The organism is Streptomyces sp. MBT65, from assembly GCF_016612545.1.
GTDB lineage: Bacteria > Actinomycetota > Actinomycetes > Streptomycetales > Streptomycetaceae > Streptomyces.
In genome coordinates, this window is record NZ_JAENRY010000039.1 from 69786 (window position 1) to 87134 (window position 17349).

Sequence of the window (17349 nt, forward strand, 5' to 3'; positions counted from 1 at the left end):
GGGTCCTACTTCGGGTCCGGCTTCGCGTCCTTGTCCGTCGAGACGAGTACGCGGACGTCCCACGGGCCGAGTTCCAGCACCGTGCCGACGGGGAGGGAGCTGTCGTTCAGGGCGTCGACGAGATCGGCCGGGACCGCCGAACGGGCGGGCTCCCAGCTCCAGTTGTGGACGATGTGCACCCGTCGGCCGTCGGGCGAGGTGCCGGTCGTCGCCGTGACGGACGCGGGCAGGTCGTCCCATCCGCTGCGGGCGGCCGGCGCCAGCCACTCGGCCAGCGCGCGGGCGAGTTCACGGCCGGGCACGGTGCCGACGTAGGTGACCCGTCCCTCCCCGTGCCGGCGGCTGGTCACGGCGGGCCAGCGCCCGAAGTGCGGGTGCTCATAGCTCGCGAGCACCTCGGCGTCGGTGACGGTCAGCCCGTCCGCCCAGTGCGTCGCCGTCGCGGACTCCGGCAACGGGAGAGGGCTGCCGGGCACGGCACGGACGGGCACGGGCTGCGTCAGGTTGCTGAATTCGTCGTACGACACTCCCGCCGCGCCGGTGAGACGGGCGGGGGCGGGCTCGTGCCGGGCGCGGGCCTCGAGGTCGGCGTAGCCGGTGCGAGGGCCGAGGACCAGGTGGCCGCCGGCCTGCGCGTAGGCGGCGAACCAGTCGAGGGTGCTGTCGTCGGCGAGGTACAGGGCGGGCACGACGAGGACGGGGTGGCGGCGGGCGGCCTCCTCGGGGGCCACGCCTGCGCGTTCGCCGCGCGGGTCGTGCAGTTGGCGGGCGTGGACGACGCGGACCTGGCGTCCGGCGTCGAAGGCGCCGCGGTAGAAGGGGTCGAGGATGCGGTGGTAGGCGGCGGGGTCCGGTTCACCGTCCGGGGTCGCGAGGGGCGGGTGCCGCTGCATCAGCCACTTGCTGGGGGTGGAGTAGACGATCGTGATGTCGGCGTCTGGTTCGAGACCGGCGACGAGTGGCCCCACGGTCTCGAACTCCTCGCCCAGCACGGCGAGTTCGGCGTAGGTGCGGCCGGGCTGCCCGCTGTGCGGGAGGACTCCGCCCCAGTAGGTCTCCGCGCCGAAGCGCAGGGTCTGCCACTGCCAGTACTCGATCATGCGGGCGCCGCGGCCGACGAGGGCCCAGGCGGCCTGGCGCCACTGGCCGTCGTAGGCAGGGCGGTTGTCCCAGGCGAAGCCGATCGAGGAGGCGTTGGTCTCGGTGACGAGGAACGGTTCCTGCCGGGAGGAGAACATCCAGTCGGCGGTCTGGTAGAGGGACCAGACGCCGGTGGTCTTCCACTTCTGCTCGTGGGTGTCCGGGGTCGGGTCGGGCAGGAGCAGGCCGTCCTGCATGTCGTAGTAGGGGTTGCCGGTGGCGATGTCGAGGCGGTCGGTCAGCTCGTCGTCTTCAACTGCCGGGCGGGTGTAGGAGATGCAGGTGGTGACGAAGTGCTCGGGGCGGGCGTACTCGCGGACGAGGTCGGCCTGCCAACCGATGAACTCGGTGACCTGGCGGGCCTGGAACTCCCGCCAGGCGACGTCGTATTGGGGCTGCGCGTTGCCGTCGGGCGTCCACAGGTCGGCCCAGGTGGACAGGCGGTGGGACCAGTAGACCAGTCCCCATTCGCGGTTGAGGGTCTCTACGTCGCCGTACTTGGCGCGCAGGTGGTCGGTGAAGCGCTGGAAGACGCCGTGGTTGTGGAACAGTTCCAGGCCCGGTTCGTTGTCGACCTGGAAGCCGATGACCGCCGGGTGGTCGGCGTACCGGGCGACGATCTTGCGGATGATCCGTTCGGCGTGGAAGCGGAACGCGGGGTGGGTGAAGTCGACTTCCTGCCGGGCGCCCCAGCCGATGCGCTCGCCGGTGCGCCGCTCGCCGGTGATCTCCGGGTACTGGCGCGCCAGCCACGGCGGTACGGCATAGGTGGGCGTGCCGAGGACGACGGAGATGCCGCGTTCGTGGGCGCCGTCCAACACCGGTCGCAGCCAGTCGAGTTCGAAGCGGCCGTTCTCGGGTTCCCAGGTCGACCAGACCGACTCGCCGATCCGGATGACGGTGAAGTGCGCGTCGGCCATGAGGTCGAGGTCGCTCTTGAGCCGTTCGTCGGGCTGCACGGTGGAGCCGTAGGCCGGCGTGTACTCGTGGTAGTACGCGGCGCCGAACAGGACGCGGGCAGGCAGAGCCGCCATGGGGGGAAACCTCCGGGGAAACGAGAAGTGGTACGGGGAACGCGGGTTACTGCTTGACGCCGCCGGTGGCCAGGCCGCTCTGCCAGTACCGCTGGAGCAGCAGGAAGGCCAGGACGAGCGGGATGATCGAGATCAGCGAACCGGTCACGACGAGGGCAAGCATGTCGCTGCTGGCTCCGGCGCCGCCGTTCTGCGCCTGGGCGGCCCAGGAGGAGAGCCCGACCGTGATGGGGTACAGGTTCGGGTCGTTGAGCATGATCAGCGGCAGGAAGTAATTGTTCCAGGTGGCGACGAGCGTGAAGAGGACGACCGTCACCAGGCCGGGCGCGAGGAGCCGCAGCGCGATGGTGGTGAAGATGCGGAACTCTCCGGCGCCGTCCATGCGGGCGGCTTCGATGAGGCTGTCGGGGACGGCGTCCTCGGCGTAGATCCGCATGAGGTAGAGGCCGAACGGGCTGATGAGGGAGGGCAGGATGACGGCCCAAGGGGTGTTCACCAGACCGGCTTTGGCGAAGAGCAGGTAGGTGGGGATCGCCAGCGCGGTGGTGGGAATCATGATGGCGCCCAGCACCAGGTTGAAGGCCGCGCCGTGGCCGCGGAAGCGGTACTTGGCGAAGCCGTAGCCGGCCGCCGCCGCGAGCAGCGCGGCGCCGAGCGCGCTGACTCCGGCGTAGAGAACGGTGTTGAGGAGCCAGCGGCCGAACACGCCGTCGTCCTGGGTGAAGGTGGCCTTGATGTTCGACAGGAGTTGGGGCGCGTGGGAGAACCACAGGCCGAAGCTGTTGAACAGGTCCTGGGTGCTCTTGGTCGAGGCGATCAGCAGCCAGAAGAGCGGCAGCAGGAAGTACGCCAGGACGGCCAGCATCGCGATGGTGAGCGGCGTACTGCGCCGGCGCGCGGACCGACGGCGCGAGGGGCGGGCCTCGGCGGGAACTCCCTTAGCCTGCACGGGGGTTGAGGCGGTGGGCGTCACGGTGGTCACACGCTCCTCCTGCGGTTCGCGGTGAGCAGGAAGGCGTACGACACGATCACGATGACCAGGCCGAGGATGAAGGACACCGTGGCCGCGTAGTTGGTCTGCTGGCTGATGAAGGCGACGGAGTAGGCGTAGAGGTTGGCGGTGTAGGAGCTGTCGATGACGTCGGGGGCGACCTTCATCAACAGGTTCGGCTCGTTGAAGAGTTGGAAGCTGCCGATCACCGAGAACAGGAAGGTGAGGGTCAACGCCGGGCGCAGCGCGGGGAGTTTGATGGACCGGGCGATGCGCCAGGCGCCGGCGCCGTCCATGGCGGCGGCCTCGTACAACTCACCGGGGATGGTGCGCAGGGCGGCGTACAGGATGATCATGTTGTAGCCGACGAACTCCCAGGTCACGATGTTCGCGAGGCTGCCGAGCATCCAGCTGCCGGAGAGGAAGTGCGGGGCCGGCAGATGAAGGTCGTGGGCGATCTGCGCGAAGGGGCCGAAGTCGGGGCCGTAGAGATAGCCCCACATGAGGGTCGCGATCACGCTGGGGACGGCGTACGGGACGAAGATGCCCAGGCGGATCACGCGGGCGAGGCGGAGCAGGCCGCTGTCCAGTGCGAGGGCGAAGAACAGGGCGAGCAGCAGCATCACGGGGACCTGGATGACGAAGAACAGGGCCACCCGGCCTATGCCCTTGAGGAGTTGGGGGTCCTTGAGGGCGGTCGTGTAGTTGTCCAGGCCGACGAAGGTGGAGCCGCCGATGAGCTTCTCCTGGAAGAGGCTGAGGTAGGCGGCGTAGCCGAGCGGGGCGAGGAAGAGGAGCAGGAACAGCGCCATGAAGGGGGCGATGAACAGGACGCCGGCGGTGCCGACCTGGCGCCTTCGGGGCGGTGCCTTGGTGCGCGCGGCCGTTGCTGTGGTGGCCATGGTCAGCCTCCCTTGACGGTGAAGCCCTGGCTCTTGGCGAAGGTCGTGATGCGTGACTGCCAGGAGCCGAGCGCGCGGACGGTGTCCGTCTTGTCCGCGAGGGACTTGCCGACCGTCTCGGTCCAGTCGGTGGCCACCCGGTCGAGGAACGGCGGCCACTGGAAGGCGGGGTCGACCTGGGCACTGATGTCCGCGAAGACCTGGTTGACCTTCTGGCCGCCGTAGAAGGCGGGCGCGTCACCGAGGAAACTCGCCTCGCCGAGCAGGGTCTTGGTCGCCGGGAAGAAGAACTGTTCGGTGGCGAACATCTTGGCGCTGGTGGGGTCGCTGTTGAGGAACTGGGCGAACACCGCTGCCTGGATGGGGTTCTTGGTGGACCGGATGACCGCGGTGGTCGAGCCGCCCCAGTTGCCGGAGCTGGGCTTGGCGGCGTCCCACTGCGGCATCGGGGCGGCGCGCCACTTGCCGGAGGTGGCCTTCGCCGAGCCGGAGAGGAAGGCCGGCCCCCAGGCGCCGGTCAGCCAGGTCGCGTACTTGCCCTTGTTGAGGGCCGCGTACCAGGAGTCGGTGAAGTCCGGTTCGACGCCGATCACGCCGTCCTTGGCGAGGGTGCCCCAGTACTGGCCGAGCTTCCGGGAGACCGCGTCGTCGACGCTGACGGTGATGTCGCTCTTGCCGGAGGTGACGTACGGCTTGGCGCCCGCCTGCCACAACAGGCCGTGCCAGGCGGCTACTTGGTTGGCGGCGAGGTTGGTGAGGTAGACGTCCGGGTCGGCCTTGTGCAGCTTGCGGGCGGCGGCGGCGAACTCGTCCCAGGTAGTGGGGACTTGGATGCCGTGCTGGTCGAAGATGTCCTTGCGGTACAGCATGCCCATCGGCCCGGTGTCCTGCGGGATCGCCCACACCTCGCCCTTGCTGCCGCTGACCTGGCCCCAAGTCCAGTCCACGAACGTCGACTTGAGGGCTGAGGCGCCGTAGGGACGCAGGTCCAGCAGGCTGTCGGTGATGGTGAAGGTCGGGATCGCCTGGAACTCGATCTGCACCATGTCCGGCGCGCCGCTGTTCGCCTTGAGCGCGGTGCGCAGCTTGGTGTACTGGGGCGTGCCCTGACCGGCGTTGACGACCTTGACCTTGACGGCCGGGTACTTCTTCTCGAAGAGCGCGACCTCCTTGTCGATGTTCGGCACCCAGGTCCAGAAGGTGAGTTGGGTCGGCGTCTTCATCGCCTTGTCGATGTCGGCCTGGCTGACCGCCTTGCCGGAGGTACCGCTGGTGCCTCCGTTGTCGCCGCCGCAGGCGGACAGAGTGGCCGCAAGCGAGACGGCTCCGGTGGCGGCGAGAAAGCCCCGACGACTCAGGGACGAGGGCGAGTTGGAGAAGGTTCCGGACATGGTGGACTCCCGAGAGAGGGTACGAGGAACCGGCACACCGACAGCGGGCGTGCTGAAGTTTCCGGTGAGGTGAGCGCCCCTTCAGGGGCGCGGGGGTGTTTCGATCCGGGGCTCAGTCACGTGGGCGCGACCAGCCCCCACCGGTCTGCGGCCCAAGAGCCGCAGACCCGGCAGGACACCTAGCGGGGCGCCGCCGTGGACGCCCGGACAATGAGCTCGACCGGCGGATCAGCCATCGGCAGGGGATCCGCCTGCGGGTTCTCGATGGCATGCACCAACAGCTTCAGACCGTCCTGCGCCATCGCGTCGAACGGCTGCCGCACCGTGGTCAACGGCGGCGTCACATAGGCGGCAACAGGCGTGTCGTCGAACCCGACCACACTGACGTCCTCCGGAACCCGCCGTCCCGCTTCCGTCAGCGCCCGCATCAGCCCGATCGCCATGTCGTCGTTCGCGGCGAACACCGCGGTGACACCGGCATCGGCGACGAGCGCACGCCCGGCCGCGTATCCGGACGCAGCCGACCAGTCGCCCTGCACGACCGGGGGCTCCACCCGACCGTGTGCGGCGAGTGCGGCGCGCCACCCGTCGAGCCGGTCCCGCGCCGAGTACCAGCGCTGGGGCCCGGCCAGATGATGGACCGTGGTGTGGCCCAGTTCCAGCAGGTGCTCGGTGGCCGCCCGCGCCATCTGCCCGGAGACGATTCCGCCCGTCACGACATGCGGAGCGACTAAGGGCGGCGGCGCCCCGAGGACGAGGACCGGCACATCGACCCGCGCGGACAGCTGCGCGCCGCCCTCCTCGTCGATCGGCTCGGAGATGACGATGCCGTCCACGCCCTGGTCGAGGAGCGAGTCGACGGCGCCAGCGATGCCCGCCGACTCGCCCTCCATCGTGTTGACCACGCGGAGCGCGTAGCCGGTGTCACGGACGGCCCGCTCGACGCCCATGAGCAGCGAGGCGGGACCGTAGAGAGCGGTGCCGAGCGTCACGACGCCGATGGACCGGGTACGTCCGGAGGCGAGGGCGCGGGCCGCGTTGTTGGAGCGGTAGCCGAGTTCCTCGGCGGCCGCCAGGACCCGACGGCGTACGTCTTCCGAGACATACGGCTCGTCGTTCATGACCCGGGACACCGTCTTCTGCGACACGCCCGCCAGACGCGCGACGTCCACGCTGCGCGGCGCGGCTCCCGCGCCGCGTCCTGCCACTGGTGTCATGGTGTCTCCCGATCTCCGGCAGCCGCATCCTAGCCCCAGTCCGGTGTATGACTGCGCTGTCATGACTGCGCTGTCATATCTACGCAACGGGACGGGGCGCGTCAAGAGTTCGCGCAACATCCGCGAAATACGACGACATCCGCGCGACCCCGGACACCTTGAACACCGCGAACGACAAGAGCGGGCAAACCGTCGAACACCGCCATCGCACAGACACGCGACTCTCGTTCATATCTACGAACTTGACTCCGGACGGGTGCCCACGGGGCCGAACCTCTGATAGTTAACTTTCCTATCAGTTCCACGGCACGACCAACTCCCCACCCCCCACCACCCTTTGGAGTCCCCGTGGTCCACCCGTTCCACGACCCCGCGACCTCCGAGCCGACGAGCCCCTCTCGTCGTACGCTCCTCGCGTTCATCGGTGTGTCGCTCGCGGCGGCACCCCTGCTGCGCACTCCGCATGCCTCGGCGGCCACCAGGGCCGCCGCGGCGATCGGCCTCGACAACCCGGCGAAGAAGGAGATCGCCATGAAGCTGGTGTCGAGTGCGGAGAACTCCTCCCTCGACTGGAAGGCCCAGTACAAGTACATCGAGGACATAGGCGACGGCCGCGGCTACACCGCCGGCATCATCGGCTTCTGCTCCGGCACCGGCGACATGCTCGACCTCGTGCAGCTCTACGCGACCCGCAAGCCCGGCAACGTCCTCGCCAAGTACCTGCCCGCGCTGCGCAACGTCAACGGCACCGACTCGCACTCCGGACTCGACCCGAACTTCCCCAAGGACTGGCGCACGGCGGCAAAGGACACGGTGTTCCAGCAGGCGCAGAACGACGAGCGCGACCGCGTGTACTTCAACCCCGCCGTCAGCCAGGGCAAGACCGACGGGCTGCGCGTGCTGGGCCAGTTCGCGTACTACGACGCCATCGTCATGCACGGCGACGGCGACGACCCGACCAGCTTCCGCAACATCCGCGCCCGCGCCCTGCGTTCGGCCAAGCCGCCGGCCCAGGGCGGCAACGAGACGACGTACCTCAACGCCTTCCTCGACGCACGCGTGTGGGCCATGAAGCAGGAGGAGGCCCACAGTGACACCACCCGCGTCGACACCGAACAGCGCGTCTTCCTGCGCAACGGCAACTTCGACCTCAACACACCGCTGACCTGGAAGGTCTACGGGGACAGCTACACCATCAACTGACCCGGATCGCCGCCCGGTTGGGCATAGCCCGGCTGGACAGACCGGCGCCGGGACCCGTGCGAGGGTCCCGGCGCCGTGCCATCTGGGGTGATGCCCGCGGCGTATCGCCGTATGCGACACAGGCGTTGGACGCCGGCACGGCCCGTTCCTAGCGTGGTGCACGAGCCCGCCACGTTCTGCTGCCGGGTCGACCGGAACCGACCTGGGGGATCTCCACTGTGCTTGTTTTCGTTGCGGGTGCGACGGGTTACATCGGCTCAGCCGTCGTGCGCGAACTCCTCGACGCGGGACACCAGGTCCTCGGCCTGGCCCGCTCGGACTCGGCCGCCGACATTCTGACGCGCTCCGGTGTCGCCGTGCACCGCGGTGCCATCGACGATACCGACAGCCTGCGCGCCGGAGCCGCTGCCGCCGACGGCGTCGTCTACGCCGCGAACCAGCACATCTCCGAGACCACCGACCCGGCCGCACGCGCGAAGGCCGAGCTGAGCGCGGTGGAGGCGATCGGCGCGGAACTGGAGGGCACCGGCAGGCCCTTCGTGGTCACCTCGGGGGTCATCGGCCGCACACCGGGCCACCTCCTCACCGAGGAGACCCCCTCGACTGCCAACCCCGTCACGGCTCTACGGCTCCGGGTGGAGCTGTCCGTCCTCGCCGCGGGCGAGCGCGGGGTGCGGTCGTCCTCGGTACGGCTGGCCCCGACCGTGCACGGCCGGGGGGATGCGCGCGGATTCATCCCGACGCTCGTCGACGTCGCTCGTAGGACGGGTGTGTCCGCCTTCGTCGGCGACGGGTCGAACCGGTGGCCATCGGTGCACCGACGTGACGCGGCGACCCTGTACCGACTGGCCCTGGAGTCCGCCCCGGCCGGTACGCCCCTGCACGCGGTGGCCGAGGAAGGGGTGCCGTTCCGGGACATCGCGGGGGCCATCGGGCGTCAACTGGGGCTCCCCGCCGTCAGTTTGACCCCCGAGGAGGCGGGCCGGCACTTCACCGGTTTCCTCGCCCCGCTCGTCGCGCTCGACAACCCGGTGTCGAGCGCCCTGACCCGGCAGCGCACGGGCTGGCTGCCGACGCACCCCGCACTGGTCCCGGACATCGAACAGGGCCATTACTTCGGGGAGTTCAGCGCAGAGCACTGATCCGGTCCGGGGTGGGGCGAGGGCTCGGTCGAAGACCCTCGCGTCCCTCGGCGGCCAGCAGCTCGCGGGCCTCGACCCGGCTGGCGCGGACCCGTTGCGCGGCATCGCCGTGCCGGGTGTCGGCCGTGGCGGCGAGGGCGGCCGCCAACTGGGCCCGGCCGCGGTTCAGTCGGCTGCGCACCGTGCCGACCGGCACCCCGCAGACCTCCGCGATCCGTTCGTACGAGGTGCCCCCGGTGGCGAAGTGCCGCAGCACCAATGGCATCCGCAACGCCGGTGACAGCTCCCCCAGCGCCTCCCATACCCAGTCGCGCAGCGCGTTGCGCTCCAGGCACTGTTCCGGGCCCAACTGCGTCGACCACAGCGGCAGTTCGTCCATCGGCCGGACCACCACCGCCTCCCGCAGCACCAGCCGGCCCGCGTTGCGCACGATCATCCGCAGCCACGCGCCGACCGCCTCCGGGTCACGTACGTCCCCGATCCGCAGCAGTGCCGTCAGCGCCGCGTCCTGCATCACGTCGTCGGCGTCCGCGCCCGGCCCCAGGATGCTCACCGCCACGGCACGCATCCCCGCCCGGTGCCGCTCCAACAGCAGCCCCAGCGCGGCGACTTCGCCCGACTGGGCGGCACGTGTCAGCGCCGCGTCCTTCGGGTCCTGCGGGTTCTCCGGGTGTGCCGCCCCCGCGACGTCCCCCATCATCGGTCCTTTCCGGCCGTGGTTCCTGCTGCCGGTTCCGGCTGTTCGGGACACCCTGACGAGAGCCGCCCTCCGGGCCGGAACGCCCGGTCCCGGAGGACGGTTCACCGTTCACGGCTCCGGCAGGGTGCCGTCGGTCAGGCGTCCGCCGGCCAACTGCCGTGGCATCCGGCGCGCACCCGTCGAGGCGGGTGGCCGGTCCCCCGCGACCCGCGCCAGAGCGCTGGTGACCGCCGCGCTCCGGATCGTCGACGAGGGCGCCCTCGACGCCCTCACCATGCGCCGGCCGGCGGATGCCGACAAGCTCCAACTGCCCGCCATCTACCGCATGTTCAGCAACAAACGGGCCCTCCTGGACGAGATGGCCGAGGCGATCCCGGCCACGGCCCTGCCGGACACCCCCGAGAACCAGTGGGAGGCCGAAGTCACCCTCGTCGCCCGGCAGTTGCGGCAAGCCCTGCTGGCACAGCGCGAGGGCGCCCGGATCGTCGGCGGCAGCTACGCCGCGAAACGGCACAGCCTGACACTCGCGGAGCGCCTCGTCGGCGTCATGCGACGCGCGGGGTTCAACGGCGTCGCCGCGCTCTGGGCCACGTCGACCGTCTTCTGCTACGTCCTCGGCGAAGCCCTGGAACAGCAGGGCCTGACCGACGACGCCCGCGACCGGCTCACGTTCCCCGGCGCGCGCGAGACGTACCCCCACCTGTTCTCCACCCCCGTCGAGGAGATCCTCAACTTCGACGACCGCTTCGAGTTCGGTCTCGGACTCATCCTCGGCGGCCTCCGCGGGCAGCTCCCGCGATAGCACCGCCCCTCGCTTCGAGGACTCCCCGCCCTCGTTATGGAGAATATATCTCCACTTTTTTCGACCCGGGAAGCCCTACGACCCACCTCTCCCGGACGATCACCCGCCGCCCGCCCGGCCACTCCGGGCGGGACCCGGGGCACCCCTTCCCACCAGGGACGATCCCCGAGATCCGCATGCTGACACCGCACCCCCGAAGTCGCCCTCGCACGGCTGCCGACCCTCCGACAGCCGCCGGCGAGGCGCCTTCGAGGGCGTTTTCCACTTCGGTTCGACGCCTTGACAGCCCCGACGGCCGTTCCCAAACTACCGACCATTCGGTAGACGGCACGGGCCGAGCGCCTCCGCTGTCGACATTCCAGAAGGGTTGATCACCATGGCCGAAGTGTCGCTTCACGCTGCCCAGAGCCCGCCGGTCCCGACCGTCACCACCACCTCCCACATCGGTCACGCGACAGCCGTCGGGGCGGCCGGATTCGCGTGGTGCTCGCTCATCCTGGGCCTGCACACCGCCGGCGTCATCGACGCGGCCGACGGCACGATCCTGCTGGCGGGCACCTTCTTCTACGGCGGCCTCGTCCAACTCGTCGCGGGCTTCCTCGCGTTGGCCTCCGGCGCGACCTTCGCCGCCGCGTTCCTCACCGCGTACGGGGCGTTCTGGTTCGGCTACACCGCCATCGAGTTCTGGGCGGCACCTCACATCGCCGGAGCCGCGGCGGCAGCGGCGAAGGCCGGCGGGGCGTCGGCGGAGGCGTCGGCAGCGGCGGGCGGACACGCCGTGATGCAGTCGCTGGGGCTGTTCCTCATCGCCTGGCTGGTCGTCACGCTGGTCTTCGCCGTCGCCAGCCTGGGCACGAACGCGGTGATCGTGACCGCGTTCTCCCTGCTGACGCTGACGATCGTGCTGCTGGTGTCCGCCTACCTGGGCGCTTCGAGTGCGGGTGTGCCGAGCGACTCGGTGCTGCACACCGCCGGATACGTCGAGATCGTGCTGGCCGCCGTCGCCTTCTATCTGGTCCTGGCCGAGCTGACCAACGACATCCGCGGACGCGACGTGCTCCCGCTCTTCGCCCTGAACCGCGGCCGGCAGGCCGTCGCACAGCCTGCGTGACGCGGAACCCGCCACCCGTTTCAAGGAGCCGCATGAAAAAGCCCAAGGCAGGAAACCGCGTCAAGCCGCCCCACAGGGTCTCCGTACTGAGCAGCGCCTCCGCGGTGCTCCTCCTCGTGGCCGCAGGCCAGACGACGGCCACCGCACTCCCCACGCACACGACCAACTGGCAGCCACCCACCGCCAGTTACGCGGCGAGCGCGCCCGTCCACACCACCGTCACCATGGACGACGGCGTGAAGATCGCCGTCGAGGTCGTCTACCCCACCGACCCGAGCACCGGCGCACGCGCGTCGGGCCCGTTCCCCGTGCTCCTGACCCAGAACCCCTACGGCGCGCAGCGCTCCGACCCCACGGACAGCGGCGCGTACTTCGTGGAGCGCGGCTACATCTACGTGGCCTCCGCGGTGCGCGGCACCGGTGACTCCGGCGGGCAGGTCGACTGGTTCGGCGACCGGCAGGGCAAGGACGGAGCGAACCTCGTCGACTGGGCGGCCCACACGCTCTCGGGCTCCAACGGCAAGGTGGGGCTTGACGGTTGCTCCTATCTCGGGGTCGACCAGTGGTTCACCGCCGCGGCCGTGGGCAAGAACTCCGCGCTGAAGGTCATCACACCGTTCTGCACCGACTCGGACTTCTACAACGACCTCACCGGGAACGGCGGCATCCCGACCCCCTTCGTCGCCGGTATCGCCCAGGCCGAACCGCGCGGACCCGAGGACGACCCCGCCACCGACCCCCAGTCGGTGACCATCGCCCAGCAGGCCACGGGTGGTTCACGCTCGTACAACGACGCCTACTGGCAGTCGCTGAACGTCCAGAAGCTCATGCCGCGGATCGTGGGCAACACCATCCCGGCACTGACCGAGGCCGGCTGGAACGACCTCTTCCCCGGCGGGAACCTCGGCGCCTATGTCGCGGCCCAAAACGCCTACCACCACCGGCCGTTGACCGATCCGATCACCTCGGACGACCCCGTCACCGGGCGCTACCAGGCGATCGTCGGACCCTGGACCCACGGCGAACACGTCAACGAGGAGGCGCTCCAGGCCATCCGTCTGGAGTGGTTCGAGACCTGGCTCAAGAACGCGCCCACGGGCATGGCCACCACCTCGCAGCCTCTGCACCTGTTCGAGAACGGCGCCAACACCTGGGTCGACAGCGCCACTTGGCCCCTGTCCTCCGACACCCGCACCTACTACCTCGGCAACGGCTCCCTCACCCCCGGGAAACCGGTCGACGAGGGCAGCGACACCCTCTCCTGGAGCGCGGCGACGGCGGCCAACACGCTGACGTACACGACCGCCCCGCTCACCAAGGCGGCCCTGCTCGACGGTCCGACCGACGTCACCCTGTACGCGAAGTCGACGACACCGGAGACCGAGCTGTCGGCCGAGCTGAGCATCGTCGCCCCGGACGGGACGGTGACCAAGCAGGCCGACGGAATCCTCCTGGGCAGCCAACGCGCGGTGGACACCCAGGAGAGCTGGTACGGCGACAACGGCACCCTGCTCAAACCCAGCCACCCCTTCACCCAGGCGTCACAGCGCGCGGTCGTCCCCGGGCAGACGACCCGCTACGACATCTCCCTGCTGTCCAACTTCACCAAGATCCCGGCCGGTTACCGGATCCGGATCAGCATCAACAGCCAACCGCCCGCCGACTTCCACTTCCCCGTCGCCCCGACCCCGCAGGAACTGGCGAACCTGGCCGGGGGCACCTACACCGTCGAACGCTCCCCGCAGGCGGCGTCCTTCGTCAACCTGCCTCTGACGGCGCCGAGTTCGGCCACTCCCAGCAGCGAGAGCTGGGGACCGTCCTCCTGACACACGGATGGCAGGTCCGTCCGTACGACGGACCTGCTACACCTCGTCGGCGGAGGCGGGCCTGACGAGACCCATCACCTGTTCCACCGTCTCGTTGCTCAGGCTCGGTGTCGTCAGCGGCAGGTTGTCGGGACGCTGACGGATGCCGTTGAGAATGATCTCGAAGTAGCGGTGCCAGACATCGGGCCGCTTGCCCTGGGTGAACTGACTGGCGGCACTGAGCATCTGCACGACGACGGGAATGTCGGAGGGAGTGATCTCCGCACGCAGATCCCCGCTCTCCTGCGCCCGCTGGATCAGGGCTTCCAGGAAGGGGAGCATCCCGCCCCGCACCGTCTCCATGGGCTCGGAACTGTGGCTCCCCAGCATGATCACCTCATTCAGGCCACGGTTCTCCGCGAGGTCGGCCCCCATCTCCGTCAGGAAGTCCACGAACCCCTCCCAAGGATCGGGATGGGCGAGTGCCCGCTCCGCGGAGGCCTGCCGGATCCCGAGATCCTGCTCGAACAGGGCCCGTACCAGGGTCTCCTTGTCCGGGAAGCGCCGGTACACGGTCCCGACCCCGACCCCCGCGTGCCGGGCCACGTCGTCGAGCGTGACCCCCAGCCCGTGCTGGCCGAACACCTCCCGGGCGGCCCGCAGGATCTTCTCCCGGTTGAGGGCGGCATCGCGCCTCAGCGGGCGGTCGCCCTCGGTCGGAGCGTCGACTCCGGAACCCTCAGCCATAACCCCATGTTAACCCTGTTGATCACAGGCCGATTTGGCCACGACCTCGATCTCCCCGAGGCACCCTGCGGAAAACGTTGCAATAACCGTCGAGGTAGACTGACGCCGCCCATGGGAACGCGTCGTGCCTGGTCGCACGGCTGTCACAGCGAGGGGGTGGGCGCCATTCAGGTTCGCCCCGCCCGTATTCAGGATGTCGCGGCCGCCGCGGGCGTCTCGGTGTCCACGGTGTCGAACGTCCTGAACCGGCCCGAGCGGGTCAACGCCCGCACCGCCGAGCGGGTCCGTGACGCGGTCGCCGCGCTGGACTACGTGCCGCATCCGGGAGCAGCCGGGCTGCGCACCGGGCACTCGTCCTCGATCGGCCTGGTACTGCCCGACGTGACCAATACGTTCTACTCGCGCATCGCCCGGGGCGCGGCGGACGCGGCCTACGACCACGGCTACTCCCTCGTGCTCTGCGACAGCGGTGACGCCCCCGAGCGGGAGCAGGGCTACTTCACGATGCTGATCGAGCAGCGGGCCGTGGGCGCGGTGGTCGTGCCGCTCGGCGCCGACCCCACCCGGCTCACCCGGCTGCGCGAGCGCGGCATCCCACTGGTCCTCGCCGACCGTGCACTGCCCGCCCAGGACGGCTGTTCCGTCTCGGTCGACGACATCGCCGGTGGCCGGATCGCCGTACAACACCTCCTCGACTGCGGGGCGCGCGACATCCTCGTGGTCAACGGCGAGCGCGGAATCGTGCAGTGCGCCGACCGCTACCAGGGCGCCCGCCAGGCCGTCCGCACCCGCCGCGAGGCCCGGGTCCGCCAGCTCGTCGCCGACGAGATGACGGTGTCCTACGGCCTGGAGATCGCCCGCGGACTCGACGAACTCCCCGACGGTGTCTTCTGCACCAACGACTTCCTCGCCGCCGGCCTCTGCCGTGGCCTGGGCGAACGGGGGGTCCGCATACCCGAGGAGACACAGGTCGTCGGCTACGGCGACCTCGACATAGCGAGCTTCGTCGGTACGACCCTGACGACGGTCCGGCAACCCGTCGAGGAACTCGGCAGAGCGGCCGTGGGAATGCTGCTCGACGAGGTGGAGGCCCGCGCCGAACACGCCCACGAGACACGGGTGTTCGCCCCCGACCTCGTCCTTCGGGACTCCACCCGGCCCCGGTCAGCCGGGAATCCGTAGCGTCACAGGACCCATCAACCCCGAAGCGAGCTGCGCCGGGAAGGCCCAGGCGGTCGGGGTGGCCTCGGCGAGATACGGCGCCAGGGTGTTGTTCACCGTCACCTCCAACCGCACCACCCGCCCTGCGGCGCCTGGGAGTTGGAAGCGGTACGGCGGACAGAACGCCTCTCCGACGCGCTCCCCGTCAACGACGACCGACACACTGCCGCGCACCCGCCCGAGATCCAGCACCGGATCCGGACCGGCCGGCACGTCCACCTCACGGGCGTACACGACACCGCCGCTCCAGCTTCCGAGCCCCAACAAGCTCCACTCTCCCAACGGCAGTTGAGCCGGGACGGTTCGCACCCGTACCGGTCCGCGCCAGGCGGAGCCGCCCCGCAACACGGCTGTGGGCGCGGTGACGACCTCGACCTCCGTGGCCTCCGGGAGCGGCCGGTCCAGGGGCAGGATCTGCCCGTCGAGCCGCGTCCGGGTGCCGTCGCCTATCCGCACCCTCGCGGCCAACTCCAGTGGCAGGTCGAGCGATTCGGTGCCCGGCGGCACGGTGAACCGGAACCGCTGAGTGCGTTCGCGCACGGTGTCCGTGGCCCGCAGCGGCAGTACGGCGGCGCCGAGCACCGGCGCCCCGGTGAGCCACTCGGTGTCGGGCAGCGGGTGCGGTCGTACGACCGCGTAGCAGTGCTGCAACTCCCCCCACCGGCCCTCGTGTTCGACGGTACGGCCACGCCAATCCCCTGTTTCCGCCTCCCAACCGGCGCCGCTCACCAGCGAGTTCACGGCGCCCTCCGCACTCACCACGCAGTCGACGAACAGCGCCTCGCGCGGATGGACGGCGTCGGCCACCAACTCCAGGACGTGTTCGCCTTCCCCGAGGGCGAGTTCATGCCGGAAGAACATCGGCACCGCACCCCAGTCGGACTCGTAGTACTCCACCTTCTCCTGCCGCGCGACGACCACCCCGTCGAGCAGCACGGTCACACCCACCGCGGCGCCCACGACGAGTACCGCCGGACCAGGGCCGTACAGCCCACCTCGATACGTCACGCGTCCGGACGGCCGTACGTCCTCGGGAAGGCACATGAACTGCGGACGCGTACCGAACCCCTCCGGACGGGTCAGACAGAAGTAGCTGCCCAACGGCGTGCCCGCAGAGCCGGAGATCAGCATCGGCCTGTCCTCGGCCTCCGCCAGCTCGTATTCGAGGAGGTTGCGTGAACTGCCGATCCGCACACGGGCGGTGGCGAGATAGCCGGTACCGGTGTCGAGCCGTTCGCCGTTCCACCACACGCGCTTCGCGGCCGCCGCGCCGATGTGCAGATCGGCGGGGCCACGGTGGTCCGTCTCCACGATCGAACGGACCCGGGCGACCGTGCCGGGTCCTGGCACGGGGACCCGTACGAACTCCTCAGGCACCAGGCCCTTGTTGCCGAGCAGACCGTCCGGGTCCGGGATTCCACGGCTGGAGGAGTAGAGCGACACGCGCCAGTCCGACTCGGCGGGTGTGAGAGGCAGTTCGCCTGCGAGGACCTGTTGGACATGGGGACCGTCGAGCGGAGCGGGGGCCTGCGCGGACGGCACTGGAGGCAGGACGCGGACCCGGTTGCCGTAGGTCGCCCGAGTCCGTTCCCCGCTCGCGTCGGGCCCCTCGGTCTCGGACCACTCCATGGTCCAGATCTGTGGTTCGGCGACGGACGAGCCCGGGGGCAGCGCCATGTCGCCCCAGATGTTGTCCATGGTGGGGACCAGGCGGCCCTCCCAACCGGTCGAGAGGTCGATCACGCGCTCCGACACGGGAGTTGGTGACGGCGACCGGAGTGTCTGCGGGGTGCCTTCGCGCCATGCGACCAGGACGGCGGGGGCGCCCTCCAGCGGCACCTCGATCGTCGATCGACCCTCGGAGACGGTGACGTGGGCCGGGTCGCGGGCGCCGGTCGCCGGGTTCCAGATCTCGGCCTCGGCGACCGGGGCGTGCACGGTGA

Annotated in this window: 13 protein-coding genes and 1 pseudogene; 6 read left to right on the forward strand and 8 right to left on the reverse strand. The window is 70.0% G+C overall.

The window, feature by feature from the left end; translation table 11 throughout:
- Positions 1 to 5 precede the first annotated feature (5 nt).
- From JHN63_RS11885 to JHN63_RS11905, 5 genes are all read right to left on the reverse strand, one after another.
- Entirely contained in the window at positions 6 to 2174 is a 2169-nt protein-coding gene (locus JHN63_RS11885; protein WP_200679510.1) for a beta-galactosidase, read from the reverse strand.
- Between the two features lie 46 nt (positions 2175 to 2220).
- A complete protein-coding gene (locus JHN63_RS11890) occupies positions 2221 to 3156 on the reverse strand; it encodes a carbohydrate ABC transporter permease (protein WP_200679511.1) in 936 nt (311 codons plus the stop codon).
- Positions 3153 to 4067, reverse strand: a complete 915-nt coding sequence (locus JHN63_RS11895) for a carbohydrate ABC transporter permease (protein ID WP_200679512.1) — start codon at positions 4065 to 4067, stop codon at positions 3153 to 3155. The genes JHN63_RS11890 and JHN63_RS11895 overlap by 4 nt, the downstream gene beginning before the upstream one ends.
- 2 nt (positions 4068 to 4069) lie before the next feature.
- Positions 4070 to 5458 carry an ABC transporter substrate-binding protein gene (locus JHN63_RS11900; RefSeq protein ID WP_200679515.1) on the reverse strand — a complete coding sequence of 463 codons (1389 nt, stop codon included), beginning with the start codon at positions 5456 to 5458 and terminating at the stop codon, positions 4070 to 4072.
- A 179-nt stretch (positions 5459 to 5637) separates the two neighbouring features.
- A complete protein-coding gene (locus JHN63_RS11905; protein ID WP_200679516.1) occupies positions 5638 to 6675 on the reverse strand; it encodes a LacI family DNA-binding transcriptional regulator in 1038 nt (345 codons plus the stop codon).
- Positions 6676 to 7023: 348 nt separating this feature from the next.
- Between JHN63_RS11905 and JHN63_RS11910 the strand changes: the two genes are divergently transcribed.
- Positions 7024 to 7878, forward strand: coding sequence for a chitosanase (locus JHN63_RS11910; protein ID WP_200679519.1), 855 nt, complete (start codon positions 7024 to 7026; stop codon positions 7876 to 7878).
- A gap of 218 nt (positions 7879 to 8096) precedes the next feature.
- Entirely contained in the window at positions 8097 to 9020 is a 924-nt protein-coding gene (locus tag JHN63_RS11915; RefSeq protein WP_200679520.1) for an SDR family oxidoreductase, read from the forward strand.
- On the opposite strand, the gene JHN63_RS11920 is transcribed toward JHN63_RS11915, so the two are convergent.
- Positions 9004 to 9720 carry an RNA polymerase sigma factor gene (locus JHN63_RS11920; RefSeq protein WP_200679521.1) on the reverse strand — a complete coding sequence of 239 codons (717 nt, stop codon included), beginning with the start codon at positions 9718 to 9720 and terminating at the stop codon, positions 9004 to 9006. The genes JHN63_RS11915 and JHN63_RS11920 overlap by 17 nt on opposite strands.
- 223 nt (positions 9721 to 9943) lie before the next feature.
- On the opposite strand from JHN63_RS11920, the gene JHN63_RS11925 reads away from it, so the two are divergent.
- The 3 genes from JHN63_RS11925 (at position 9944) to JHN63_RS11935 (ending at position 13459) form a co-directional block, all read left to right on the forward strand.
- Positions 9944 to 10522, forward strand: coding sequence for a TetR/AcrR family transcriptional regulator C-terminal domain-containing protein (locus tag JHN63_RS11925; protein ID WP_200679522.1), 579 nt, complete (start codon positions 9944 to 9946; stop codon positions 10520 to 10522).
- Between the two features lie 376 nt (positions 10523 to 10898).
- On the forward strand, positions 10899 to 11633 hold the full coding sequence (locus JHN63_RS11930; RefSeq protein ID WP_200679523.1) for an acetate uptake transporter: 735 nt from the start codon (positions 10899 to 10901) through the stop codon (positions 11631 to 11633).
- 32 nt (positions 11634 to 11665) lie between these two features.
- Positions 11666 to 13459, forward strand: a complete 1794-nt coding sequence (locus JHN63_RS11935) for a CocE/NonD family hydrolase (RefSeq protein WP_200679524.1) — start codon at positions 11666 to 11668, stop codon at positions 13457 to 13459.
- Between the two features lie 36 nt (positions 13460 to 13495).
- On the opposite strand, the gene JHN63_RS11940 is transcribed toward JHN63_RS11935, so the two are convergent.
- Positions 13496 to 14185, reverse strand: coding sequence for a TetR/AcrR family transcriptional regulator (locus tag JHN63_RS11940; RefSeq protein WP_200679525.1), 690 nt, complete (start codon positions 14183 to 14185; stop codon positions 13496 to 13498).
- A gap of 156 nt (positions 14186 to 14341) precedes the next feature.
- Between JHN63_RS11940 and JHN63_RS11945 the strand changes: the two genes are divergently transcribed.
- Positions 14342 to 15367, forward strand: a complete 1026-nt coding sequence (locus tag JHN63_RS11945) for a LacI family DNA-binding transcriptional regulator (RefSeq protein ID WP_200679543.1) — start codon at positions 14342 to 14344, stop codon at positions 15365 to 15367.
- On the opposite strand, the pseudogene JHN63_RS11950 reads toward JHN63_RS11945, so the two are convergent.
- A pseudogene (locus JHN63_RS11950) lies at positions 15350 to 17349 on the reverse strand (hypothetical protein); the annotation flags it as partial. The gene JHN63_RS11945 and the pseudogene JHN63_RS11950 sit on opposite strands and share 18 nt — an antisense overlap.